The 20542-nt window shown below is 71.1% G+C and carries 16 protein-coding genes; 13 read left to right on the forward strand and 3 right to left on the reverse strand.

Translation table 11 applies throughout. The features are described from left to right. The first annotated feature begins 104 nt into the window (after window positions 1–104). From ACT54X_RS06390 to ACT54X_RS06405, 4 genes are all read left to right on the forward strand, one after another. Entirely contained in the window at window positions 105–2480 is a 2376-nt protein-coding gene (locus ACT54X_RS06390) for a Tex family protein (RefSeq protein WP_294365501.1), read from the forward strand. A 102-nt stretch (window positions 2481–2582) separates the two neighbouring features. Beyond that, the gene (gene yjjJ / locus ACT54X_RS06395; RefSeq protein ID WP_294365503.1) at window positions 2583–3965 is read left to right on the forward strand and encodes a type II toxin-antitoxin system HipA family toxin YjjJ; all 1383 of its coding nucleotides are present in this window, start codon (window positions 2583–2585) and stop codon (window positions 3963–3965) included. A 92-nt stretch (window positions 3966–4057) separates the two neighbouring features. Further along, window positions 4058–5128 carry a patatin-like phospholipase family protein gene (locus tag ACT54X_RS06400; protein WP_294365505.1) on the forward strand — a complete coding sequence of 357 codons (1071 nt, stop codon included), beginning with the start codon at window positions 4058–4060 and terminating at the stop codon, window positions 5126–5128. Between the two features lie 245 nt (window positions 5129–5373). Next, complete coding sequence (locus ACT54X_RS06405) at window positions 5374–6618, forward strand: EAL and HDOD domain-containing protein (RefSeq protein WP_294365507.1); 1245 nt, start codon at window positions 5374–5376, stop codon at window positions 6616–6618. 94 nt (window positions 6619–6712) lie between these two features. Here the strand turns inward: ACT54X_RS06405 and ACT54X_RS06410 are convergent, their stop codons facing one another. Continuing rightward, window positions 6713–7849 carry an iron-containing alcohol dehydrogenase gene (locus tag ACT54X_RS06410; protein WP_294365508.1) on the reverse strand — a complete coding sequence of 379 codons (1137 nt, stop codon included), beginning with the start codon at window positions 7847–7849 and terminating at the stop codon, window positions 6713–6715. 188 nt (window positions 7850–8037) lie between these two features. Here ACT54X_RS06410 and ACT54X_RS06415 point away from each other — a divergent pair, with 188 nt between their 5' ends. After that, complete coding sequence (locus ACT54X_RS06415; protein ID WP_476345605.1) at window positions 8038–8994, forward strand: alpha/beta hydrolase; 957 nt, start codon at window positions 8038–8040, stop codon at window positions 8992–8994. A 39-nt stretch (window positions 8995–9033) separates the two neighbouring features. After that, entirely contained in the window at window positions 9034–9912 is an 879-nt protein-coding gene (locus ACT54X_RS06420) for a YbgC/FadM family acyl-CoA thioesterase (protein WP_476345607.1), read from the forward strand. Between the two features lie 50 nt (window positions 9913–9962). On the opposite strand, the gene ygfZ is transcribed toward ACT54X_RS06420, so the two are convergent. After that, window positions 9963–10880, reverse strand: coding sequence for a CAF17-like 4Fe-4S cluster assembly/insertion protein YgfZ (ygfZ, locus tag ACT54X_RS06425; RefSeq protein ID WP_476345609.1), 918 nt, complete (start codon window positions 10878–10880; stop codon window positions 9963–9965). Between the two features lie 123 nt (window positions 10881–11003). On the opposite strand from ygfZ, the gene mltG reads away from it, so the two are divergent. The 7 genes from mltG (at window position 11004) to ACT54X_RS06460 (ending at window position 17796) form a co-directional block, all read left to right on the forward strand. Further along, window positions 11004–12002: an endolytic transglycosylase MltG gene (gene mltG, locus ACT54X_RS06430; protein WP_476345611.1), complete on the forward strand. Its 999-nt coding sequence runs from the start codon at window positions 11004–11006 to the stop codon at window positions 12000–12002. Between the two features lie 2 nt (window positions 12003–12004). Further along, the gene (gene tmk / locus ACT54X_RS06435; RefSeq protein WP_476345613.1) at window positions 12005–12655 is read left to right on the forward strand and encodes a dTMP kinase; all 651 of its coding nucleotides are present in this window, start codon (window positions 12005–12007) and stop codon (window positions 12653–12655) included. Continuing rightward, complete coding sequence (locus tag ACT54X_RS06440; RefSeq protein ID WP_476345615.1) at window positions 12643–13668, forward strand: DNA polymerase III subunit delta'; 1026 nt, start codon at window positions 12643–12645, stop codon at window positions 13666–13668. Before tmk ends, ACT54X_RS06440 begins: the two co-directional genes overlap by 13 nt. Continuing rightward, window positions 13665–14036, forward strand: a complete 372-nt coding sequence (locus ACT54X_RS06445) for a PilZ domain-containing protein (protein WP_234191809.1) — start codon at window positions 13665–13667, stop codon at window positions 14034–14036. The genes ACT54X_RS06440 and ACT54X_RS06445 overlap by 4 nt, the downstream gene beginning before the upstream one ends. Before the next feature lie 54 nt (window positions 14037–14090). Further along, window positions 14091–14897 carry a TatD family hydrolase gene (locus ACT54X_RS06450; protein ID WP_354320520.1) on the forward strand — a complete coding sequence of 269 codons (807 nt, stop codon included), beginning with the start codon at window positions 14091–14093 and terminating at the stop codon, window positions 14895–14897. Then, window positions 14894–15583 (forward strand): ankyrin repeat domain-containing protein, encoded by a 690-nt coding sequence (locus tag ACT54X_RS06455; RefSeq protein ID WP_304304293.1) that lies wholly within the window; start codon window positions 14894–14896, stop codon window positions 15581–15583. The genes ACT54X_RS06450 and ACT54X_RS06455 overlap by 4 nt, the downstream gene beginning before the upstream one ends. Before the next feature lie 206 nt (window positions 15584–15789). After that, the gene (locus tag ACT54X_RS06460; protein ID WP_476345617.1) at window positions 15790–17796 is read left to right on the forward strand and encodes a putative bifunctional diguanylate cyclase/phosphodiesterase; all 2007 of its coding nucleotides are present in this window, start codon (window positions 15790–15792) and stop codon (window positions 17794–17796) included. Window positions 17797–17823: 27 nt separating this feature from the next. Here the strand turns inward: ACT54X_RS06460 and mdeB are convergent, their stop codons facing one another. Then, a complete protein-coding gene (mdeB, locus tag ACT54X_RS06465; protein WP_476345619.1) occupies window positions 17824–20490 on the reverse strand; it encodes an alpha-ketoglutarate dehydrogenase in 2667 nt (888 codons plus the stop codon). Window positions 20491–20542: the final 52 nt, after the last annotated feature.

Raw genomic sequence — 20542 nt, forward strand, 5'->3', positions numbered from 1 at the left:
CCGATGGTAGGCAGGTCCGTTGGCCGCGCAGCCCGGCCTTGCCAGAAATACCGGCCCTCTATGGCAAACTGCCGCCCTTTTTCCCTGGGTAGAACCAAGCAAGCATGCAGAAGATCATTCGCCAGATCGCCGCCGAGCTGAAGGTGGGCGAGCACCAGGTCCAGGCTGCGACCGACCTGCTGGACGGCGGCGCCACGGTGCCGTTCATCGCCCGCTACCGCAAGGAGGCCACCGGCGGCCTGGACGATGCGCAACTGCGCGAACTGGAAGTGCGCCTGACCTACCTGCGCGAGCTGGAGGACCGCCGCGGCGCGGTGCTCAAGGCCATCGACGAGCAGGGCAAGCTGACCGACGCCCTGCGCCTGGCCATCGCCAGTGCGCCGACCAAGCAGGAGCTGGAAGACATCTACCTGCCCTTCAAGCAGAAGCGCCGCACCAAGGGGCAGATCGCCCGGGAATTCGGCATCGAGCCGCTGGCCGACAAGCTGCTGGCCGACCCCACGCTGGACCCGGTGGCCGAGGCCCAGGCCTTCCTGAAGCCGCCGACCACGCTGGACGACGGCAAGCCGGGCCCCGATTTCTCGACCACCATGGCGGTGCTCGACGGCGTGCGCGACATCCTCTCCGAGCGCTGGGCCGAAGACCCGGCGCTGGTGCAGTCGCTGCGCGAATGGCTGTGGGCCGAGGGCCTGCTCAAGTCCTCACTGGTGGGGGGCAAGAACGAGAATGACCCCGAGGTCGCCAAGTTTCGCGACTACTTCGAGTACGACGAGCCCATCGGCCGCGTGCCCTCGCACCGGGCGCTGGCCGTGTTTCGCGGCCGGCAGTTGGAGGTGCTGGACGCCAAGCTGGTGCTGCCCGTCGAGCCCGAGCCGGGCAAGCCCAGCATCGCCGAAGGCCGCATCGCCCTGCATCTGGGCTGGAGCCACCAGGGCCGCAAGGCCGACGACCTGATCCGCAAGTGCGTGGCCTGGACCTGGCGCGTCAAGCTGAGCCTGTCGAGCGAGCGCGACCTGTTCTCGCGCCTGCGGGAGGAGGCCGAGAAGGTCGCCATCAAGGTCTTCGCCGACAACCTGCGCGACCTGCTGCTGGCCGCGCCGGCCGGCCCGCGCGTGGTGATGGGTCTGGACCCCGGCATCCGCACCGGCGTGAAGGTGGCGGTGGTCGACGCCACCGGCAAGCTGGTGGACACCGCCACCGTCTTCCCGCACGAGCCGCGCAAGGACTGGGAAGGTTCGCTGCACACCCTGGGCAAGCTGTGCGCCAAGCATGGCGTCAACCTGATCGCCATCGGCAACGGCACCGCCAGCCGCGAGACGGACAAGCTGGCGGCCGACCTGATCAAGCTTCTGGGCAAGATGAGCGAGCAGGCCGGCGCGCCCGCGCCGCATGTGGAGAAGGTGGTGGTCAGCGAGGCCGGCGCCTCGGTCTACAGCGCCAGCGAATACGCCAGCCAGGAGATGCCCGACGTGGACGTGAGCCTGCGCGGCGCCGCCAGCATCGCCCGCCGGCTGCAGGACCCGCTGGCCGAGCTGGTGAAGATCGACCCCAAGAGCATCGGCGTGGGCCAGTACCAGCATGACGTCAATCAGAGCGAGCTGGCCCGCACGCTGAGCGCCGTGGTCGAGGACTGCGTGAACGGCGTGGGCGTGGACCTGAACACGGCCAGCGTGCCGCTGCTCAGCCGCGTGTCGGGCCTGACGCCCAGCGTCGCCAAGGCGGTGGTGCGCTGGCGCGAGGCCAACGGCGCCTTCTCCACGCGCCGGCAACTGCTGGAAGTCAGCGGCTTCGGGCCCAAGGCCTTCGAGCAGAGCGCGGGCTTTCTGCGGATCCGTGGCGGCGCCGATCCGCTGGACATGACCGGCGTGCACCCGGAAACCTATCCGCTGGTGCAGAAGATCATGGAGAAGACCGGCAAGCCGGTGGCCGAACTGATGGGCCGGGCCGACATGCTCAAGACGCTGCGGCCGGAGCTCTTCGCCAACGAGAAGTTCGGCGTCATCACGGTCAAGGACATCCTGTCCGAGCTGGAGAAGCCCGGCCGCGACCCACGCCCTGATTTCAAGGTGGCCCGCTTCAACGAGGGCGTCGAGGACATCGCCGACCTCAAGGAAGGCATGGTGCTCGAAGGCACGGTCAGCAATGTGGCCCAGTTCGGCGCCTTCGTGGACCTGGGCGTCCACCAGGACGGCCTGGTGCACGTCAGCCAGCTCTCGCACAAGTTCGTCAACGACGCGCGCGAGGTCGTCAAGACCGGCGACATCGTGCGCGTGAAGGTGATGGAAGTGGACGTGGTGCGCAAGCGCATCGGCCTGACCATGAAGCTGGATGCGCCCACGGGCGGCCGTCGCGATGGCGCGCGGGACGGCAACCGCTTCGAGCCTGCTGGCCGGGGGCAGGGGCCTCGGCGCGACTCCGCGCCGCAGGCCGGCGGGCAGATGGCCGCGGCGTTTGCCAAGCTGCAAAGCCTCAAGCGTTGACCATTTTGGGAATCTTCTCGAAAAACGGGCCTGAAGGTTTCCAAGTGGCTGATTGAAAAGGGAATTTCTGAATAAAATCATTTCAGAAATCGTTTCATAACCATGCGACCCGTTCAACTCAGCCCGGAAGCCTTGCGGCAACAGCTGGCGCTCCAGCCGGCGCAGGCGGCACCCGAGCTGGCGGCGGCGCTCGGCGTCAGCGTCCCGACCCTGCATCGGCAGATGGCCCGTCTGCCGGCGGGCGAGGTCATCAGCGCGGGGCGGGCCCGGCGCACGCGGCATGCCCTCGCGCGCCGGCTGCGGGGTGGCCCCTCGCAGTTGCCCGTGTTTGCCGTCGACCGGGAGGGCCGGCTGCAGGCCGTCGGCCCGCTCACGCTCACCCAGCCCGAGGGCAGCCACCTTCTGCTGGCGGATGCCGGCTGGCCCGTGCCTGAAGAGGCACGCGACGGCTGGTGGCCCGGCCTGCCGTACCCCCTTCACCAGATGCGGCCGCAAGGCTACATGGGCCGGCAGTTCGCGCGCCTGTCCCACCGCCGGCTGCAGGTGCCCGAGGATGTGACCCGCTGGAGCGACGACGACGCGCTCTTCGTCATGAGCGTGGCCGGCAGCGACCTGAGCGGCAACCTGATCGTGGGCGAGGCCGCCTGCCAGCAATGGCTGGCCGAGCGGGCGCAGCCCCAGGCACCCATGGCCGAGGCGGAGCACGTGGCGCACTACCTGCAGCGTGCCGACGAGGCCGTGGCGGCGGGCGTGGCGGGCTCCAGCGCGGCGGGCGAGTTCCCCAAGTTCACGGCGGCGCGGGCGCTGGCGGGCGCGGCCACGCCGCATGTCATCGTCAAGTTCTCGGGCGCGGACGATTCCACCACCGTGCGCCGCTGGGCAGACCTGCTGGTCTGCGAGCACCTGGCGCTCGAAGCGGCGGCCACGCTGCCGGGCCTGCGGGCCGCACGCAGCCGCATTCTGGCCGGCGGCGGGCGCACCTTCCTGGAAGTCGAGCGCTTCGACCGGCACGGCGACGCCGGCCGCAGCGCCTTGTGCGCGCTCGACGTACTGGACGCCGCCTTCCTGGGCCGCGGCGGCAGCCAATGGCCGGCGTTGACGGCCGCGCTGGACGGCCTGGGCCTGCTCGCCGAGGGCGTCGCGCCCGCGGTGCAGCGGCTCTGGTGGTTCGGCCGTCTCATCGCCAACAGCGACATGCACACCGGCAACCTGGCCTTCGCGCCGCACGAGGGTCGCCTGACGCTCGCGCCGGCCTACGACATGCTGCCCATGCGGCTGGCGCCGCTGGCTGGCGGCGAGTTGCCGGTGCGCACCCCCGAATTCGCCCTGCCGCTGCCCGAGGAGCGGCCCGGCTGGCACGAAGCCTGCACCGCGGCCCTCGGCTTCTGGGAGGCTGCAGCGGTCGACGTGCGCATCAGCGACGGCTTCCGGGCGCTGTGCGGCCAGCACGCGCAGGCGCTGCGGTCGCTGGCGGAACGGGCCTGAATGCCCGCCATTGCTCGCTGCGCCGCCAGTCCACGCCTGCCCCGCGGCGCAAACCCCGGCCTTCCGCACCATCCGCCGCCTTTCCCGATTCCATGAAAGCCCTGCGCATCCACGCCGGCCCCGCGGCCCGCGCCCACATCGAGAAGCACGGCCTCGCGCCCGAGCACATCCGCGTGATCCCCGGCGCGGCCGGCGGGCCCAAGGGGCTGATCCTCGGGCCGCTCGACCGCTTCATCTTCGGCGAATGGCTGCCGCAGTCCGGCCAGCCGGTGGACCTGGTCGGCGCCTCCATTGGCGCCTGGCGCCTCGCCACCGCCTGCCTCCACGACCCGGCCGAGGCCTTCGCCCGCTTCGAGCGCGACTACATCGCCCAGCGTTTCGATCCGCCAGCGGGCGCGCGCCGCATGACGGCGCAGCAGGTCAGCGAGCGCTTCAATGCCGACCTGTGCGGCTTCTTCGGCCCGCGGGCCGCCGAGGTGCTGGCCCATCCCCGCTACCGGCTGCATGTCGTCACCGCGCGCGGCCGCCATCTGCTGGGCCGCGAGGGCGGCGCGCGCACGGTGGCCGGCTACCTGGGCGCCTTCGTCGCCAACGGCGTGCACCGGCGCGGACTGGGCGCCTGGCTGGAGCGCTGCGTGTTCTCGGCCGGCGGTGCCGAACTGCCCTTCGACGCCCAGGACTTCCGCACCCGGCGGGTGCCGCTGGACGCGGCCAACTTCCATCCCGCGCTGCAGGCCTCCTGCTCCATCCCCTTCGTGCTCAAGGCTGTGCACGACATCCCGGGCGCGCCGCCGGGTGCCTACTGGGATGGCGGCATCACCGACTATCACCTGCACCTGCGCTACCGGGCCGACGACGGCCTCGTGCTCTATCCGCATTTCCAGCAGGCGGTGGTGCCGGGCTGGCTGGACAAGGGCCTCAAGTGGCGGCATCGGTCCACGCCCGCGCTCGACCGCATGGTGCTGATCGCGCCCGATCCGGACTGGGTGCGCAGCCTGCCGCGCGGCAAGCTGCCCGACCGCACCGATTTCACCGACCTCCAGCTGGACCCGGCCGCGCGCATGCGGGCCTGGGGCACCGCCGTGGCCGAGGCGCGCCGGCTGGCCGATGAATGGGCGCAATGGCTGCGCCGGCCCGATCCGGCCCGGCTCCTGCCGCTGTAGCTCCTGGCCGGCGGCGCCTGGCCTGCTCCGCGGCCACTCGATCCTTCCCACCGCGTAAGTTCATGCCGCGCGGGCGGCGCGCCGCGTCGTGGAGGACTACTGCGAAATTGAATCCTTTGGATTTAATAAATGCCGAAATTTGTCCGGCACTGTGTTAAATCAAGAAGATTTTTCTTGAAAAAGCTAAAGACGGGGGTGACGCTGCCGATATCGCGCTAAGGGATCAGTCCCATGGAAGGCTTGCCATGCTCAACACCCAATCGCCCTCGCTGCCCGTGCCCGGTGACGAAACCGGCGCCCTGGCGCAGGACGGTGCAAGGCCTTCGCTGGGCCGGCGCGTGATCGTCGATGCGCACCGGCGTCTGGGCGGCTACCAGGCGGTGCCGCTGCGCGGCCGGCCTTCCGAACGGCTGATGGACCCGAGCCTGCGGGAGCCGCATGACGGCTCGATGCCGGCGCTCAAGAGCCCCACCTTCCTCGCCTGCAGCTGCGACGACATCGCCGCGGGTGCGCTCGACGGCCTGGACACCGAGCATGTCGTGCTGCAGATCGCCGGCGGTGGGACGCAGCGTGGCCTCGACACCGATCTGCTGCAGGCCGCCCGTGCGCGCGGCTTCAAGCTCGCCTTCGACGTGCGGCTGCTCAAGGAATACGAGGCCTCGGTGCCGCTGGCCTCCTACGTCATCCTGGAGATGGGCGTGCTGCCGCTGGACCTGGCCTCGATGATGGCGCGGGCCATCCAGAAGACCACGCAGGCCATTCCGCTGGCGGTGCATGTGCGCACGCCGGTGCAGTTCAAGCAACTGGCCGCCGCCGGCGTGCGCCTGTTCGAGGGGCGCTGGTACCTGCAGCCGCCCACCGTCGCCGACCGCAGCGTGCAGCTGTCCTATGCCTCGCTCATCAAGCTGCTGAACCTGGTGGCGCGCGAGGCCGAGGTCTTCGAAATCGAGGCCCTGCTCAAGCACGAGCCCACGCTGGCCTACAAGCTGCTGAGCCACCTCAACACGGCCGGCATCGGCTTCGGCCACAAGATCGAGTCCTTCCGCCATGCCGTGATGGCCGTTGGCATGAAGCCGCTGCTGCGCTGGTCGGCCCTGCTGCTGGCGGGCAGCGCGCCCGGCAGCGTGGCACCCGCGGCCGGCACCACGGCGGTCGTGCGCGGGCGCCTGATGGAGTTGCTGGCGTTGCAGGAGATGTCGCCGGGCGATGCCGACCAGGCCTTCATGACCGGCCTGTTCTCGATGCTCGACGTGCTGATGTCCACGCCGCTGCGCGAGGCCCTGGCGCTCATGCCGCTGCCCGACGCGGTGCGCGAGGCCATCGTGCAGGGCAGCGGGCCGTTCGCCGGCCTGCTGGAGCTGGCCAAGGCCTGCGAGAGCGCGGACGCCGGGCTGCTGGAGATCGTCTCGCAGCGCTACCGCGTGCCGGTGGACCGGCTGCTGGCCATGCATGTCGAGGCCCTGGGCTGGGCCGAGCAACTGGGCGTCTGAGCCTGCCCCGTCCGGCGCCTGCGCCTGCGAGAAGGAGCCGGGCGCCGCGCGGCCGATCGCCCGGGCGCGAGACCTGCCCGGCCGGTGCCGCGCCTCACATCGACATGGCCAGCATCTCCCGGTAATCCTCGCGCGTCGCCAGCCGCGGATTGGTCTTGTGGCAGTGGTCGGCCATGGCGCCGTCGATGACCTTGTCGAACATCGCCTCGGTGACGCCGACCTCGGCCAGGCCCTTGGGCAGGCCGAGGCGGGCATTCATGTCGCGGATGGCCTCGCCGATGTCGCCCGGCTGGTCGAGGTGCATGGCGCGGGCCATGCGCTGCAGGCGCAGTTCCTTCTGGACCGACTCGGCGCCCGCGTTGAAGCGCACCACGGCGGGCAGGAAGAGGGCGTTGAGGGTGCCGTGGTGCAGGCGCGGGTCCACGCCGCCCAGGCTGTGGCTCAGGCTGTGCACGCAGCCCAGGCCCTTCTGGAAGGCCATCGCGCCCTGCATCGAGGCGCTCATGAGGTTCAGGCGGGCTTCGCGGTCGCTGCCGTCCTTGGTGGCGCGCTCGATGTGGTTCCAGGCCCGCTCCAGGCCGTCGAGTGCGATGCCGTCGGCCGGCGGATTGAAGGCGCCGGCCATGAAGGTCTCCATGCAGTGGGCGATGGCGTCCATGCCGGTGGCGGCCGTCAGCCTGGCGGGCAGGCCGAGGGTGAGTTCGGGGTCGCAGATGGCGGCCTTGGGCATCAGGTGCCAGCTGTGGAAGCCCAGCTTGCGGTGGTCGTCCACGATGATGATGGCGCCCCGCGCCACCTCGCTGCCGGTGCCCGCCGTGGTGGGCACGGCGATCAGGGGCGCCACCTGCTCGGTGATCTTCGGCGAGCCGCCTTCGATGGTGGCGTAGGTCTTGAGCGGTCCCTCGTGCGTGGCGGCGATGGCCACGCCTTTGGCACAGTCGATGGCCGAGCCGCCACCCACGGCGATCAGGCCGTCGCAGCGGCCCTGGCGGTACACCTCGACGGCGGCACGCACGGCAGCCTCGGTGGGGTTGGAGGGCGTCTGGTCGAAGACCGAGGCCTGCAGATCGCCCAGGGCGGCGAGTGTCCTGTCCAGCAGGCCGGCGGCACGCACGCCGGCGTCGGTCACGACCAGCGGCCTTTCGATGCCGATGCGCCGGCATTCGTCGGCCAGCAGGCGCAGCGCGCCGAACTCGAACTGGATCTGGGTGAGGTAGTTGATGAGCGCCATCGTCGGGTGTCTCCGCGTTGAGGATTCGCCCGCATCCTAAGGCGAAGCCCCGCCGCGGCCATTCAACCCGGAGACAGCCTGCATGCCCTCGGCCCCATCGCTGCGCGCTGTTGCCCCCGCGACCGGGGCTGCGCGCGACCGTCCACTACGATGGCGCACCGTTCCGCTGACCCTTTCCCCCGCTTCGCATGCCTCCTGAATCCTCGGCCATGGCCGGACTCACGCCCCGCATGGCGGGCGTGGTCGAGCGCATGGCCCGCGCCGGCCATCCGCCCCTCGACGCCCTCACACCCGCCCAGGCCAAGCAGGCCTACGAAAAGGGCGCGGCCGTGCTCGAAGTGCCCCGGCCCGAGCTGGCCCGCATCGAAGACCTGCACATCCCCGCACGCGACGGCACGCTGCTGCCCGCACGGCTGTATGCGCCCTCCGCGGGGCGCCTGCCGGTGCTGCTGTACTTCCATGGGGGCGGCTTCGTGGTCGGCAGCGTCGCCACCCACGACACGCTGTGCCGCGTGCTGGCGCAGCGCTCGGGCTGCGCGGTGCTGTCGGTCGACTACCGCCTGGCGCCGGAACACCGCTTTCCCACCGCCGCGAACGATGCCTGGGACGCCTTCCAGTACATCGCCGGCCATGGCGCCGAGGCCCTGGGCCTGGACGGCGCGCGCCTGGCCGTGGGCGGCGACAGCGCCGGCGGCACACTGGCCGCGGTGTGCGCCATCCTGGCCCGTGACGCGGGGCTGCCGCTGGCCCTGCAACTGCTCTTCTACCCGGGCGCCGGGCCGTCGGCCGACACCGATTCGTACCGCCGCTTCGCCGACGGGCCGGTGCTTACCAAGGCGCTGGTGGACTGGTTCTTCGCCCAGTACATCGACGCCGCGGACCGCCACGACTGGCGTTTCGCGCCGCTGCTGGCCGAAGACCTGGACGGCGTCGCGCCGGCCTGGATCGGGCTGGCCGAGCACGACCCCGTGGTCGACGAGGGCGTGGCCTATGCCGACCGGCTGCGGCTGGCGGGCGTGCCGGTCTCGCTCGAGATCTACCGCGGCGTCATCCACGAGTTCATCAAGATGGGCCGCGCCATCCCGGAGGCGCAGCAGGCCCATGCCGATGCCGCGCATGCCCTGGCGGCCGCGCTGCAGCCCTGATCCCATGCCGGCCCGGCCGGACATTCCCATTCCAAGACCATGAGCACCGAGACATTGCCCCGCCGCGTCGACTTCCGCTTCTTCCACCGCCTGCGCGTGCGCTGGGCCGAGGTGGACATGCAGAAGATCGTCTTCAACGCCCACTACCTGATGTACTTCGACACGGCCATCGCCGACTACTGGCGGGCGCTGGCCATGGCCTACGAGTCGTCGATGCATGCGCTCGGCGGCGACCTGTACGTGCGCAAGGCCACGGTCGACTACCGCGCCTCGGCGCGGGTGGACGACGTGGTCGACGTGGCCATGAAGTGCGTACGCATCGGCAATTCGTCCCTCGTGTTCGAGGGCGCGCTGTTCCGCCAGGACCAGTACCTGGTCGGCTGCGAGCTGGTCTATGTGTATGCCGACCCGGCGACGCAGACCTCCAGGCCGGTGCCGGCTGCGCTGCGGGCGGTGCTGAAGGGCTACGAGGCCGGCGAGTCCATGTCCGAGGTGCTCACCGGCGACTGGGCCACGCTCGGCGAGGCGGCCGGCGCGCTGCGCCGCGCGGTCTTCGTGCAGGAACAGGGCATTCCCGAGGCGCTCGAATGGGACGACGACGACGCCACCAGCCTCCACGGCCTGGCGCGCAATCGCCTGGGCCACGCGATCGCGACCGGCCGGCTGCTGCCGGCGGATGCGCAGGGCGTCGCGCGCATCGGCCGCATGGCCGTCGAGCGCGTGCTGCGCGGCCAGGGCCATGGCGAACGGGTGCTGCGCGCGCTCGAGGCCGCCGCCCGCGCCCGCGGCGACAAGGCGGTGGCGCTGCATGCCCAGCGCAGCGCCGAGCGTTTCTATGCGCGCTTGGGCTACGAGCCCGTGGGCGAGCCCTTCGAGGAGGCGGGGATCGCGCACATCACGATGCAGCGGGCCCTGTAGTCCATTCACGCACGGCGGCGCACGGGCCCGCATCCGGCCTGTGCACCTTTTCAGATGTCTTCCAGCAGCGGATAGGGCAGGGGCTGGACGATCAGCGGCGCCTCGCCCGCGCGCAGGCCGCCGGCTTCCAGGGCCGCGGTCTGCATCGACACGAACGCCGCCCAGCCGCCGCCCGGTGCCGGGGCCGCCGCCGCCACGGTGCCGACGGGCTGCTCGGGGTCGGCGCCGAAGACCTCCTGGCCGGCGGCCAGGGGCGCCTCGGCCGTCATCACATAGCCGCGCCGCTTGAGCGTGCCGCGAAACTGGCTGCGGGCGACCACCTCCTGGCCGGGGTAGCAGCCCTTCTTGAAGTTGACGCCGCCCACGGACTCGTAATTGAGCATCTGCGGCACGAAGGCGTCGGCGACGGGCGCGCTGATGGTCACCACGCCGCTCATCACCTCGCTCCAGGCCCAGGTCTCGGGGCTCAACGTGCTGCCGGCCGGGGCGGGCGTGCCCGCCGGGGCCAGCCACAGGGCACGCGGCACGCCTTCGCAGCCGTGCAGGGCCACGACGCTCAGGCCCTCGGCGGGCGCCAGGCGCTGGCCGGGCGCCGCGGCAGGATCGGCGCCGGCCGCCGCGATGGCCGCGCCGGCCAGGCCGCGCACATCGAAGTCGGCCGTGGCGTCGCTCAGCTTGACCTTGGCGCGCAGCACGAACATCGACAGCCGCTTGAGCGTGGGTGCCAGCAGGTCGCGCGCACAGACCAGCAGGAACTGCTCCGGCGCCTGCCGCCAGGCGACGAAACTGGCCAGCATGCGGCCCTTGGGCGAGCACAGCGCCGCCAGGCGGGCCGTGTCGTCCTTGAGGAGCAGGAAGTCCTGCGTGAGCTGGCCATGCAGGAAGGCCGCCGCATCGGCGCCCTCCGCGCGGATCACGCCCAGCGCCGCAAGCGGGGGCGTCACACCTTGAAAAAGGGGAGAGGTCATGCCTGAATTATCATGGCCGGCTTTTGGCGGCGCCTTGCGCGGGACACTCGCTCCAGCCCGCGCCGCCGGCCCCGGCGGCCCGCCGATCCCGCCCTTCGGCCGTTCCCGATCCACCCATCCGCCGTGCGTCGTTTTTTCGCCTCCCTGTTCCTGCTGGTCTTGCTGTCGGTGCTGGCCGTGGGCGGCTGGGCGCTCTGGTGGCTGCACCAGCCCCTGCGTCTGCCAGCGGTCAGCGTCGACCTCTCGGTCGAGCCCGGCACCACCCCGCGCGGCGTGGCACAGGCCGTGGCCGATGCCGGCGTGGCGGTCGATCCGCGGCTGCTCTATGCCTGGTTCCGTGTCTCGGGCAAGGACCGGCAGATCCGCGCCGGCAGCTACGAGATGGATGCCGGCGTCACGCCGCGGCTGCTGCTCGAGATCCTGGTGCGCGGCCGCGAGGCCACCCGCAGCGTGGTGCTGGTGGAGGGCTGGAACATCCGCCAGGTGCGCGCCGCGTTGGCCAAGGCCGAGATGCTCAAGCCCGAGACCGCCGCGCTCTCCGACGCCGACCTGATGGCGCGCCTGGGCCGGCCGGGCCAGCATCCGGAAGGCCGTTTCTTCCCCGACACGTACACCTATTCCAAGAACTCGACGGACGTGGCGCTGCTGCAGCGCGCCCTGCGCGCCATGGACCGCAAGCTCGAGGCTGCCTGGGCCGCTCGCGCGCCCGACCTGCCGCTCAAGTCGCCCGAGGACGCGCTGATCCTCGCCAGCATCGTCGAGAAGGAAACCGGCAAGGCCAGCGACCGCGCCGAGGTGGCCGGCGTCTTCATCAACCGGCTGCGCATCGGCATGCCGCTGCAGACCGATCCCACCGTCATCTACGGCCTGGGCGACGCCTTCGACGGCAACCTGCGCAAGCGCGACCTGCAGATCGACACGCCCTGGAACACCTACACGCGCCAGGGCCTGCCGCCCACGCCCATCGCGATGCCGGGCAAGGCCTCGCTGCTGGCGGCCGTGCAGCCGGCACGCACCAAGTCGCTGTACTTCGTGTCGCGCGGCGACGGCACCAGCCAGTTCAGCGAGACGCTCGACGCGCACAACCGCGCGGTCAACCAATACCAGCGGGGAGTGCGGTGAGCATGGATCAGCAGGCGGGCCGGGGGCAGTTCATCAGCCTGGAGGGCATCGACGGCGCCGGCAAGTCCAGCCACCTCGATGCGATCGAGCGGCTGTTCGCTGAGGCCGGCCGCGAGGTCGTGCGCACGCGCGAGCCCGGCGGCACGCCGCTGGCCGAGTCGCTGCGCGCGCTGGTGCTGAACGAAGCCATGGACCCGCTCACCGAGTCGCTGCTGGTCTTTGCGGCCCGGCGCGACCATGTCGTGCAGGTGATCCAGCCGGCCCTGGCGCGCGGTGCCGTGGTGCTGTGCGACCGCTTCACCGATGCCACCTTCGCCTACCAGGGCGCAGGCCGCGGCTTCGACCTCGCGGTGCTGCAGACGCTGGAGCGCTGGGTGCAGCAGCAGGAGGCCGGGTCGGCACTGCTGCAGCCCGGGCTCACGCTGTGGTTCGACCTGGCGCCCGAGGTCGCCGCGGAGCGCCTGGCCGGCGCCCGCATGCCCGACCGCTTCGAGGCCCAGCCGGCCGAGTTCTTCCGCCGCGTGCGCGAGGGCTACGCAAGGCGCGCCGCGGAAGAGCCCGGCCGCTTCGCCCGCATCGACGCCGACAGGGATCGCGAGGCGGTATGGGTGCAGGTCGAAGCCGCCCTGCAGGAGCGCGGATGGCTGAACTGAACGAGGCGCCCGCGCTCTCGCCCTGGCTGGCCCGCGCCCGCGACCAGCTGCTGCGCCAGCGCGGCCATGCGCTGCTGCTGCAGGGGCCGTCGGGCCTCGGCCAGTACGACCTGGCGCTGGCCCTGGCCGCCGCGTGGCTGTGCGAGCAGCCCGTATCCGAGGGCGCCTGCGGCCACTGCCCGAGCTGCCATGCCATCGCCGTGCGTACCCATGCCGACCTCGCGGTGCTGATGCCCGAGGTCGCCATGATGGAGCTGGGCTGGCCCATCGACGAAAAGGCCCAGGCCGAGATCGACGACAAGAAGCGCAAGCCCAGCCGCGAGATCCGCGTCGAGGCCATGCGCGACGCCGTAGGCTTTGCCCAGCGCACCAGTGGCCGCGGGCGCGGCAAGGTGGTGCTGGTCTATCCGGCCGAGCGCATGAATGCCATCGCGGCCAATGCGCTGCTCAAGACGCTGGAGGAGCCCGTCGGCGACGTGCGCTTCGTGCTCGCCACCGAAGCCGCCTGGCAACTGCTGCCTACCATCCGCAGCCGCTGCCAGGCCTTCACGCTGCCCTGGCCAGCCGAAGGCGAATCGGAAGCCTGGCTGGCGACACAGGGCGTGCCGGCGGCCGAGGCCCATGCGCTCCTGCGGGCGGCGGGCGGCCGGCCCTCCGACGCGCTGCGACTGGCGCGCGGCGGCACCTCGGCCAAGGCCTGGTCGCTGCTGCCGCAGGCCATGCGCCGGGGCGACATCACGGCGCTGGCGGACCAGCCGCCGCCCGCCGCCATCGACACCCTGCAGAAGCTCTGCCACGACCTGATGGCGGTGGCCGGCGGCGGGCAGCCCCGTTTCTTCGAGGCCGCCTCGCTGCCGGCACCGCCGTCGGCGCCGGTGCTGGCGCGCTGGTCGGCGTCGCTGCTCAAGGCGGCCCGCACGGCCGAGCATCCGTTCAACGCGGGGCTGATGATCGAGGCCCTGGTGAGCGAGGCGCAGGCCGCCCTAAACTCCCGCAGCCCCGAACGCCCATGAACGCGACCGCCGCCCCGTCCGCCCCGATCCCGCGGCCCAGCGTCATCCAGCTGGCCATCAAGGAGAAGGGCGCGCTGTACGCGGCCTACATCCCGCTGTTCGCCGATGGCGGCATCTTCATTCCCACCGCGCGCGAATACCGCCTCGGCGACGACGTCTACGTGCTGCTGACCCTGCCGGAGGATCCGCAGCGCTACCCGGTGGCCGGCAAGGTGGCGTGGATCACGCCGCCACAGGCTGCGGGCAACCGCTCGCCGGGCATCGGCATCCGCTTTCCGGGCGACGAGAAGTCGCGCCAGCTCAAGGCCCGCATCGAGGAGATCCTCGGCGCCAGCCTGGCCTCCGACCGGCCCACCCAGACCCTCTGACGTGCCGGCCTCGCACGAGGCGCCGCGTCCCTTGCCTTCTTCTTCGCTTCGCCCATGTTCGTCGACTCCCACTGCCACCTCACCGAGCCCTCGCTGCTGCCCGACATCGACCGCATCCGCGCCGACATGGCGCAGGCGCAGGTCGACCGCGCGCTGTGCATCTGCACCACGCTGGAGGAGTTCGAGGCCGTGCAGGGCCTGGCCGCGCGCTTCGACAACTTCTGGGCCAGCGTGGGCGTGCATCCGGACAACGAGGATGTGCGCGAGCCCGACGTGGACCTGCTGGTCGCGCTGTCGGCGCAGCCCAAGGTGGTGGCCATCGGCGAGACCGGCCTGGACTACTACCAGATGGACGCCCGCAAGGGCGGCCGCACCGTGGCCGACCTGGACTGGCAGCGCGAGCGCTTCCGTGTGCACATCCGCGCCGCGCAGCGGGTGGCCAAGCCTCTGGTGATCCACACGCGCGAAGCCTCGGTGGACACGCTGGCCATCCTGCGCGAGGAAGGCGAGGACGGCCGCGAGGGCGCCGCCGGCGGCGTCTTCCATTGCTTCACCGAGACGGCCGAGGTGGCCCGCGCCGCGCTCGACCTGGGCTTCTACATCTCCTTCTCGGGCATCCTGACCTTCAAGAACGCCCAGCACCTGCGCGATGTGGCCGCCTTCGTGCCCATGGACCGCGTGCTGATCGAGACCGACAGCCCCTATCTGGCGCCCGTGCCCTATCGCGGCAAGACCAACAACCCGTCGTACGTGCCCTACGTGGCCAAGCAGATCGCCGAGCTGCGCGGCATGACGGTCGAGGCGGTCGCCGAGGTCACCAGCCGCAACTTCGAACAGCTTTTCAAGGTCCACGCCCAATGAGCCTTCCTGCCCGCGCCTCCATCGCTCGCCGCACCCTGTTCGCCTTCGCGGCGGCACTGGCCGCGGCCTCCTGCGCCACGGCCAGCCCCAGCGACGACTTCTTCCGTGCCGTCATCAGCGACAACCCCGGCGCAGTGGAGCGGCTGCTCAAGCAGGGCTTCGACCCGAACGGCCGCGATCCCAAGGGCCAGACCGGTCTGCTCCTGGCGCTGCGCGAGCCTTCGCCGCGCGTGGCCAAGGTGCTCATCGCTTCGCCGCGCGTCAACGTCGACGCCACCAACGCCAGTGACGAGACGCCGCTGATGATGGCGGCGCTCAAGGGCCAGCAGGAGTACGTCGACCTGCTGCTGGCCCGCGACGCGGCCGTCAACAAGCCAGGCTGGGCGCCGCTGCACTACGCGGCCACCAACGGACACATCTCGATCATGAAGCAACTGCTGGAGCAGCATGCCTTCATCGACGCGCAGTCGCCCAACGGCACCACGCCGCTCATGATGGCCGCCATGTACGGCTCTGCCGAGGCCGTGAAGCTGCTGCTGGACGAGGGTGCCGACATCGCCATGAAGAACCAGCTGGGCATGACCGCGCTGGACTTCGCCAAGCGGGGCAACCGTCCCGACGCGGTCGAAATGCTTACTCGCGCGCAGCAACTCAAGCCCCGTCCGGCGGGCGCCGGGAAGTGGTGAAAGGCCGCTCCTAGAACTTTCGGATTCAACGCTTCGCCGGGCTGACAAGCCCCGTTCGAAAGTGCTTGCAAGCGTGCGGCAAGCGATGGCCCAATGCCCGCGTAACGTCCCGTTTCAAGGTGACATCGGGCGTGCGGCTTGACGGCCGTGCCGCCACGATGTCGTCCTGTCCTGCGGCCCGGGCGTGGGGCCGCCGTCCAGTGTCTATGAGTTCCCTTTCCGTCTCTGCTCCGGCCATGCATGCCGAGCACCTCGACGCGGCCGAGTTGCGTCGGATGGTGCGGCACGACCAGATGGTCGCCGTGCGCCACAGCGTGCTGGCCGCCATTCCCATCAATGCCGTGCTGACCGTGGCAGCGTTGCTCATGGCCTACAGCGGTGGCGAGCTGGCCATGGGCGTGGTGTGGGCGATGCTGTCTGCCCTGGTCAACATCACCCGCGCCATCGTGTGCCGGCTGCCGTACCGTGGGCCCGAAGAGGCCACGTCGGGCGAACTCGCCGCGCCGGCCCTGAGCGGTCGCTGGTGGCGCACGCGCAGCGTCGAATGGCACCTGCGCGCCGCGGCGCTGCTGGGGCTGTGCTCGGGCCTGGTTTGGGCCATGGTCCCGCTGCTGTGCGACGGCTACACCTCGCCGCAGACCCTCTTCTACCTCACGGTGGTGTGCGGCATCACCGCAGGCTCGGTCACCTATGGCATTGCGTATGCGTGGGTGCCCATCTTCTTCATCACGCCGGCGTTGCTGTCGGTGGCGGCCTGCCTGTTGGTGGCCGGCGGCTTCGAGCGGCAGATGCTCGCGCTGATGGTGTTCGTCTACCTGGCCGCGCTGATCCGCAGCGGCGTGCAGAGCGAAGCCGCCTTCAAGCGCGGCAGCCGGCTCAAGAACGAGGCCACCGCCATGGCGGACCGCCTGCGCCAGGCCCACGAGTCGTCGCAGGCGGCGGCGCGGGAGCTGGAGTTCCGCGCGATGCACGACCCGCTCACGCGGCTGTTCAATCGCGACGGCTTTGCCGATGCGGCGGGCCGGCGCCTCGCAGCGGCCGGCGAGCGCGAGCAGTGCCTGCTGATGCTGGACCTGGATGGCTTCAAGGCCATCAACGACGTGTTCGGCCATGGGGTGGGCGACCGCGTGCTGCAGGACGTGGGCCGCTGGCTCAGTAAGGAGCTGGAGCGGCTCGACGCCGTGGTGGGCCGATGGGGCGGCGACGAGTTCGTGGTGCTCTACGACGTGCCCGGCTCCGCGCAATCGCCCGAGCAACTGGCGCGGCTGCTGACGCAGCGCATTCCGCAGGCCAGCGTGATGGAAGGCGGCCAACTGGGGGTAAGCGTGGGCCTGTGCGTCGGGCGCGGCCTGGGCGTGATGGACATGCTCACCTTCGCGGACGAGGCGCTCTACAGCGCCAAGCGGGCGGGAGGCGACAGCTTCCGCTTCTTCGACCATGGACTGCAGCAGGCGTTGATGGTGCGCCGCGATGTGGAGCGCGACCTTGGCATGGGGCTGGAGACGGGCGGCGTCGTGCTGTGGTACCAGCCCATCTTCACTGCGGGCGGCGAGCTGCACAGCTTCGAGGCCCTGCTGCGCTGGCTGCATCCGCGCCACGGCTGGGTCTCGCCCGAGCAGATCGTGCATGCCGCGGCGGCCACGGGCCTGGCGCGGCGGCTGCTGAACCATGTGCTCACCCAAGTGTGCCTGGCCGCGCGCCAGCTCGATGCGGCCGGCATGGGCCATCTGCCGCTGGCGGTGAACGTCTCGCCGCGCGAGATGGCGCACCTGGACGTGGACGACCTGGTGCTCGACACGCTGCAGCGCCATGGCGTGCCGCCGCGGCGCCTGCAGCTGGAGATCACCGAGGAGGTGGCCCTCAACGCCGAGAGCACGCAGGGCAAGCTCGCGCGGCTGGCCGCCGCGGGGGTGGCGATTTCCATCGACGACTTCGGCGTCGGCTATTCCTCGCTGGCCTCGCTGCGCGGCGACCATGTGCGGCAGGTGAAGATCGACCGCAGCTTCATCTCGGGCCTGGATGCCTCGCGCGACAACCGCCTGCTGGTGGGCACCATCCTGCAGATGGGGCGCTCGCTGGGCATCGACGTGGTGGCCGAGGGCGTGGAGCGGGTGGAGGAACTGATGGCCCTGCGCGCGCTGCAATGCCCGCTGATGCAGGGCTACCACCTCTGCCGCCCGGCGCCGCTGGACGAGATCGTCCACACGCGCTGAGCCGCGGCGCCCGCAGCAGCGCCTGTCTCAGGTGCCGGCCGCGGCCAGCAGCCGCCGCGCCGCCGTCGCGATGGCGGCGGCGTCCACGCCGAAGAAGTCGCGCAGCGCGGCCCGCGTGTCGCTGCGGCCGAAGCCATCGGTGCCCAGCGTGAGGTAGCGCCGGCCCTCGGGCACGTAGGCGCGGATGGACTCCGGCACGGCGCGCACATAGTCGGTGGCGGCGATCACCGGGCCTTCGCTGGCCGCCAGCAGGCGGGTGATGAAGGGCTCGATGCGCACGGCCGCAGCCTCGCTGGTCAGCAGCCGCGCCTCGCAGGCGAGGCCCTCGCGCGACAGCTCGCTCCAGCTGGTGATGCTGAACACCGTGGCCTCGATGCCTTCCATGGCAAGCGCCTGCGCCGCCTTGACCACCTCGGTGAGGATGGCGCCCGAGCCCAGCAGCGTGACGCGCTGCGTGGCCGCCGGTGCGCCGTCGGGCCGCTGCCAGCCGTCGTAGAGCCAGCCGCCGCGCAGCAGGTCCTCGTGCGCACTCGCGGGCACGTCGGGCTGGGCGTAGTTCTCGTTCATCAGCGTGATGTAGTGGAAGACGTCGCGCTGCTCCACCACCATCTCGCGCATGCCGGCATCGACGATCACGGCCATCTCGCCGGCGAAGGCCGGGTCCCACGCGCGGCAGTTGGGAATGGTGGCGGCCACCAGGTGGCTGCTGCCGTCCTGGTGCTGCAGGCCCTCGCCACCGAGCGTGGTGCGGCCCGAGGTGGCGCCCAGCAGGAAGCCGCGCGCCCGCTGGTCGGCCGCGGCCCAGATGGCGTCGCCCACGCGCTGGAAGCCGAACATCGAGTAGTAGATGTAGAAGGGCAGCATGGCCAGGCCGTGCACGCTGTAGCTGGTGGCGGCGGCCGTCCAGCTGGCGATGGCGCCGGCCTCGCTGATGCCTTCCTCCAGGATCTGGCCGTCGATGGCCTCGCGGTAGCTCAGCACCGAGCCGATGTCCTCCGGCGCATAGCGCTGCCCCACGCTGCTGTAGATGCCCACCTGCTTGAACAGGTTGGCCATCCCGAAGGTGCGCGCCTCGTCGGCCACGATGGGCACGATGCGCGGGCCCAGTTCGCCGTCCTTGAGCAGGTTGCCCAGCAGGCGCACGAAGGCCATGGTGGTGCTCATCTCCTTGCCCGCCGCCTCGGTGGCGAAGCGGGCGTAGCTCGCGAGCGGCGGCACCGGCAGCGTGGCGCAGTCGCTGCGGCGCTGGGGCAGGGCGCCGCCGAGGGCCGCACGTCGCTCGCGCAGGTAGCGCATCTCGGCGCTGTCCTCGGCCGGCTTGTAGAAGGCGAGCGACGTGGCCTGTTCGTCGCTCAAGGGCAGGTTGAAGCGGTTGCGAAAGCCGATCAGGTCGGCCTCGTCCAGCTTCTTCTGCGAGTGCGTGGTCATCCTGCCCTGACCCGCCGTGCCCATGCCGTAGCCCTTCTTGGTGTGGGCCAGGATCACCGTGGGCTGGCCGCGATGCGCGGCGGCCGCGGCATAGGCGGCGTGGATCTTTACCAGGTCGTGGCCGCCGCGCTTGAGACGGTCGATCTGCTCGTCCGTCATGCCCTGGGCCAGGCGTTGCAGGGCCTCGTTCTGGCCGAAGAAATGGTCGCGGTTGAAGCGGCCGTCCTTGGCGGCGAAGGTCTGCATCTGGCCGTCCACCGTCTCGGCGAAGGCGCGCAGCAGGGCGCCGTCGGTGTCGCGGGCGAACAGGCCGTCCCAGTCGCTGCCCCAGACCAGCTTGACCACGTTCCAGCCGGCGCCGGCAAAGAGCCTTTCCAGCTCGTCGATGATGCGGCCGTTGCCGCGCACCGGGCCATCCAGGCGCTGCAGGTTGCAGTTGACCACCCACACCAGGTTGTCGAGCTTCTCGCGCGCGGCCAGCGTCAGGGCGCTCATGGACTCGGGCTCGTCCATCTCGCCGTCGCCGAAGAAGCCCCAGACCTTGCGGCCCTCGCAGTCCAGCAGCCCGCGGTGCGTAAGGTAGCGCATGAAGCGCGCGTGGTAGATGGCACTGATCGGCCCGATGCCCATGGAGCCGGTCGGGAACTGCCAGAAGTCCGGCATCAGCCACGGGTGCGGATAGCTCGACAGGCCTTTCGCCCCCTTCAGCGGCGCCGTGATCTCCTGACGGTAATGGGCCAGGTCGTCCTCGCTCAAGCGGCCTTCAAGGAAGGCGCGGGCATACACGCCCGGCGCGCTGTGCGGCTGGAAGAACACCAGGTCGCCTCGGTGCGCGTCGGTGCGGCCATGGAAGAAGTGATGGAAGCCCGTTTCGAACAGGTCGGCCGCGCTGGCATAGCTGGCGATGTGGCCGCCCAGCTCCCCATAGGCCTGGTTGGCGCGCACCACCATCGCCAGCGCGTTCCAGCGCATCAGTGAGCCGATGCGCTCCTCGATGGCCAGGTCGCCGGGGAAGGGCGGCTGGCGATCCACCGGCACGGTGTTGGCATAGGGCGTGGCCAGCTCCGGTTGCCAGCCGATGCGCTGGGCGCGCGCCAGGCGGGCCAGCTCATCCAGCATCCAGCGGGCGCGCTCGGGGCCATGGGCATGCACCAGCGCGACGAAGGCCTCGCGCCATTCGGCGGTCTCGACGGGGTCGGCGTCGGCGGCACTGGAGTCGGCGGCGGCGAGGGTCAGCAATTGCGCGGCGGGGATGGAGGCATTCATGCTCGGCACTTTAGGCAGGCAGTCGGCAAATGTGCTGTCGGAATCGGGCGCG

It is taken from the genome of Pseudacidovorax sp. DMC4, from assembly GCF_056314265.1.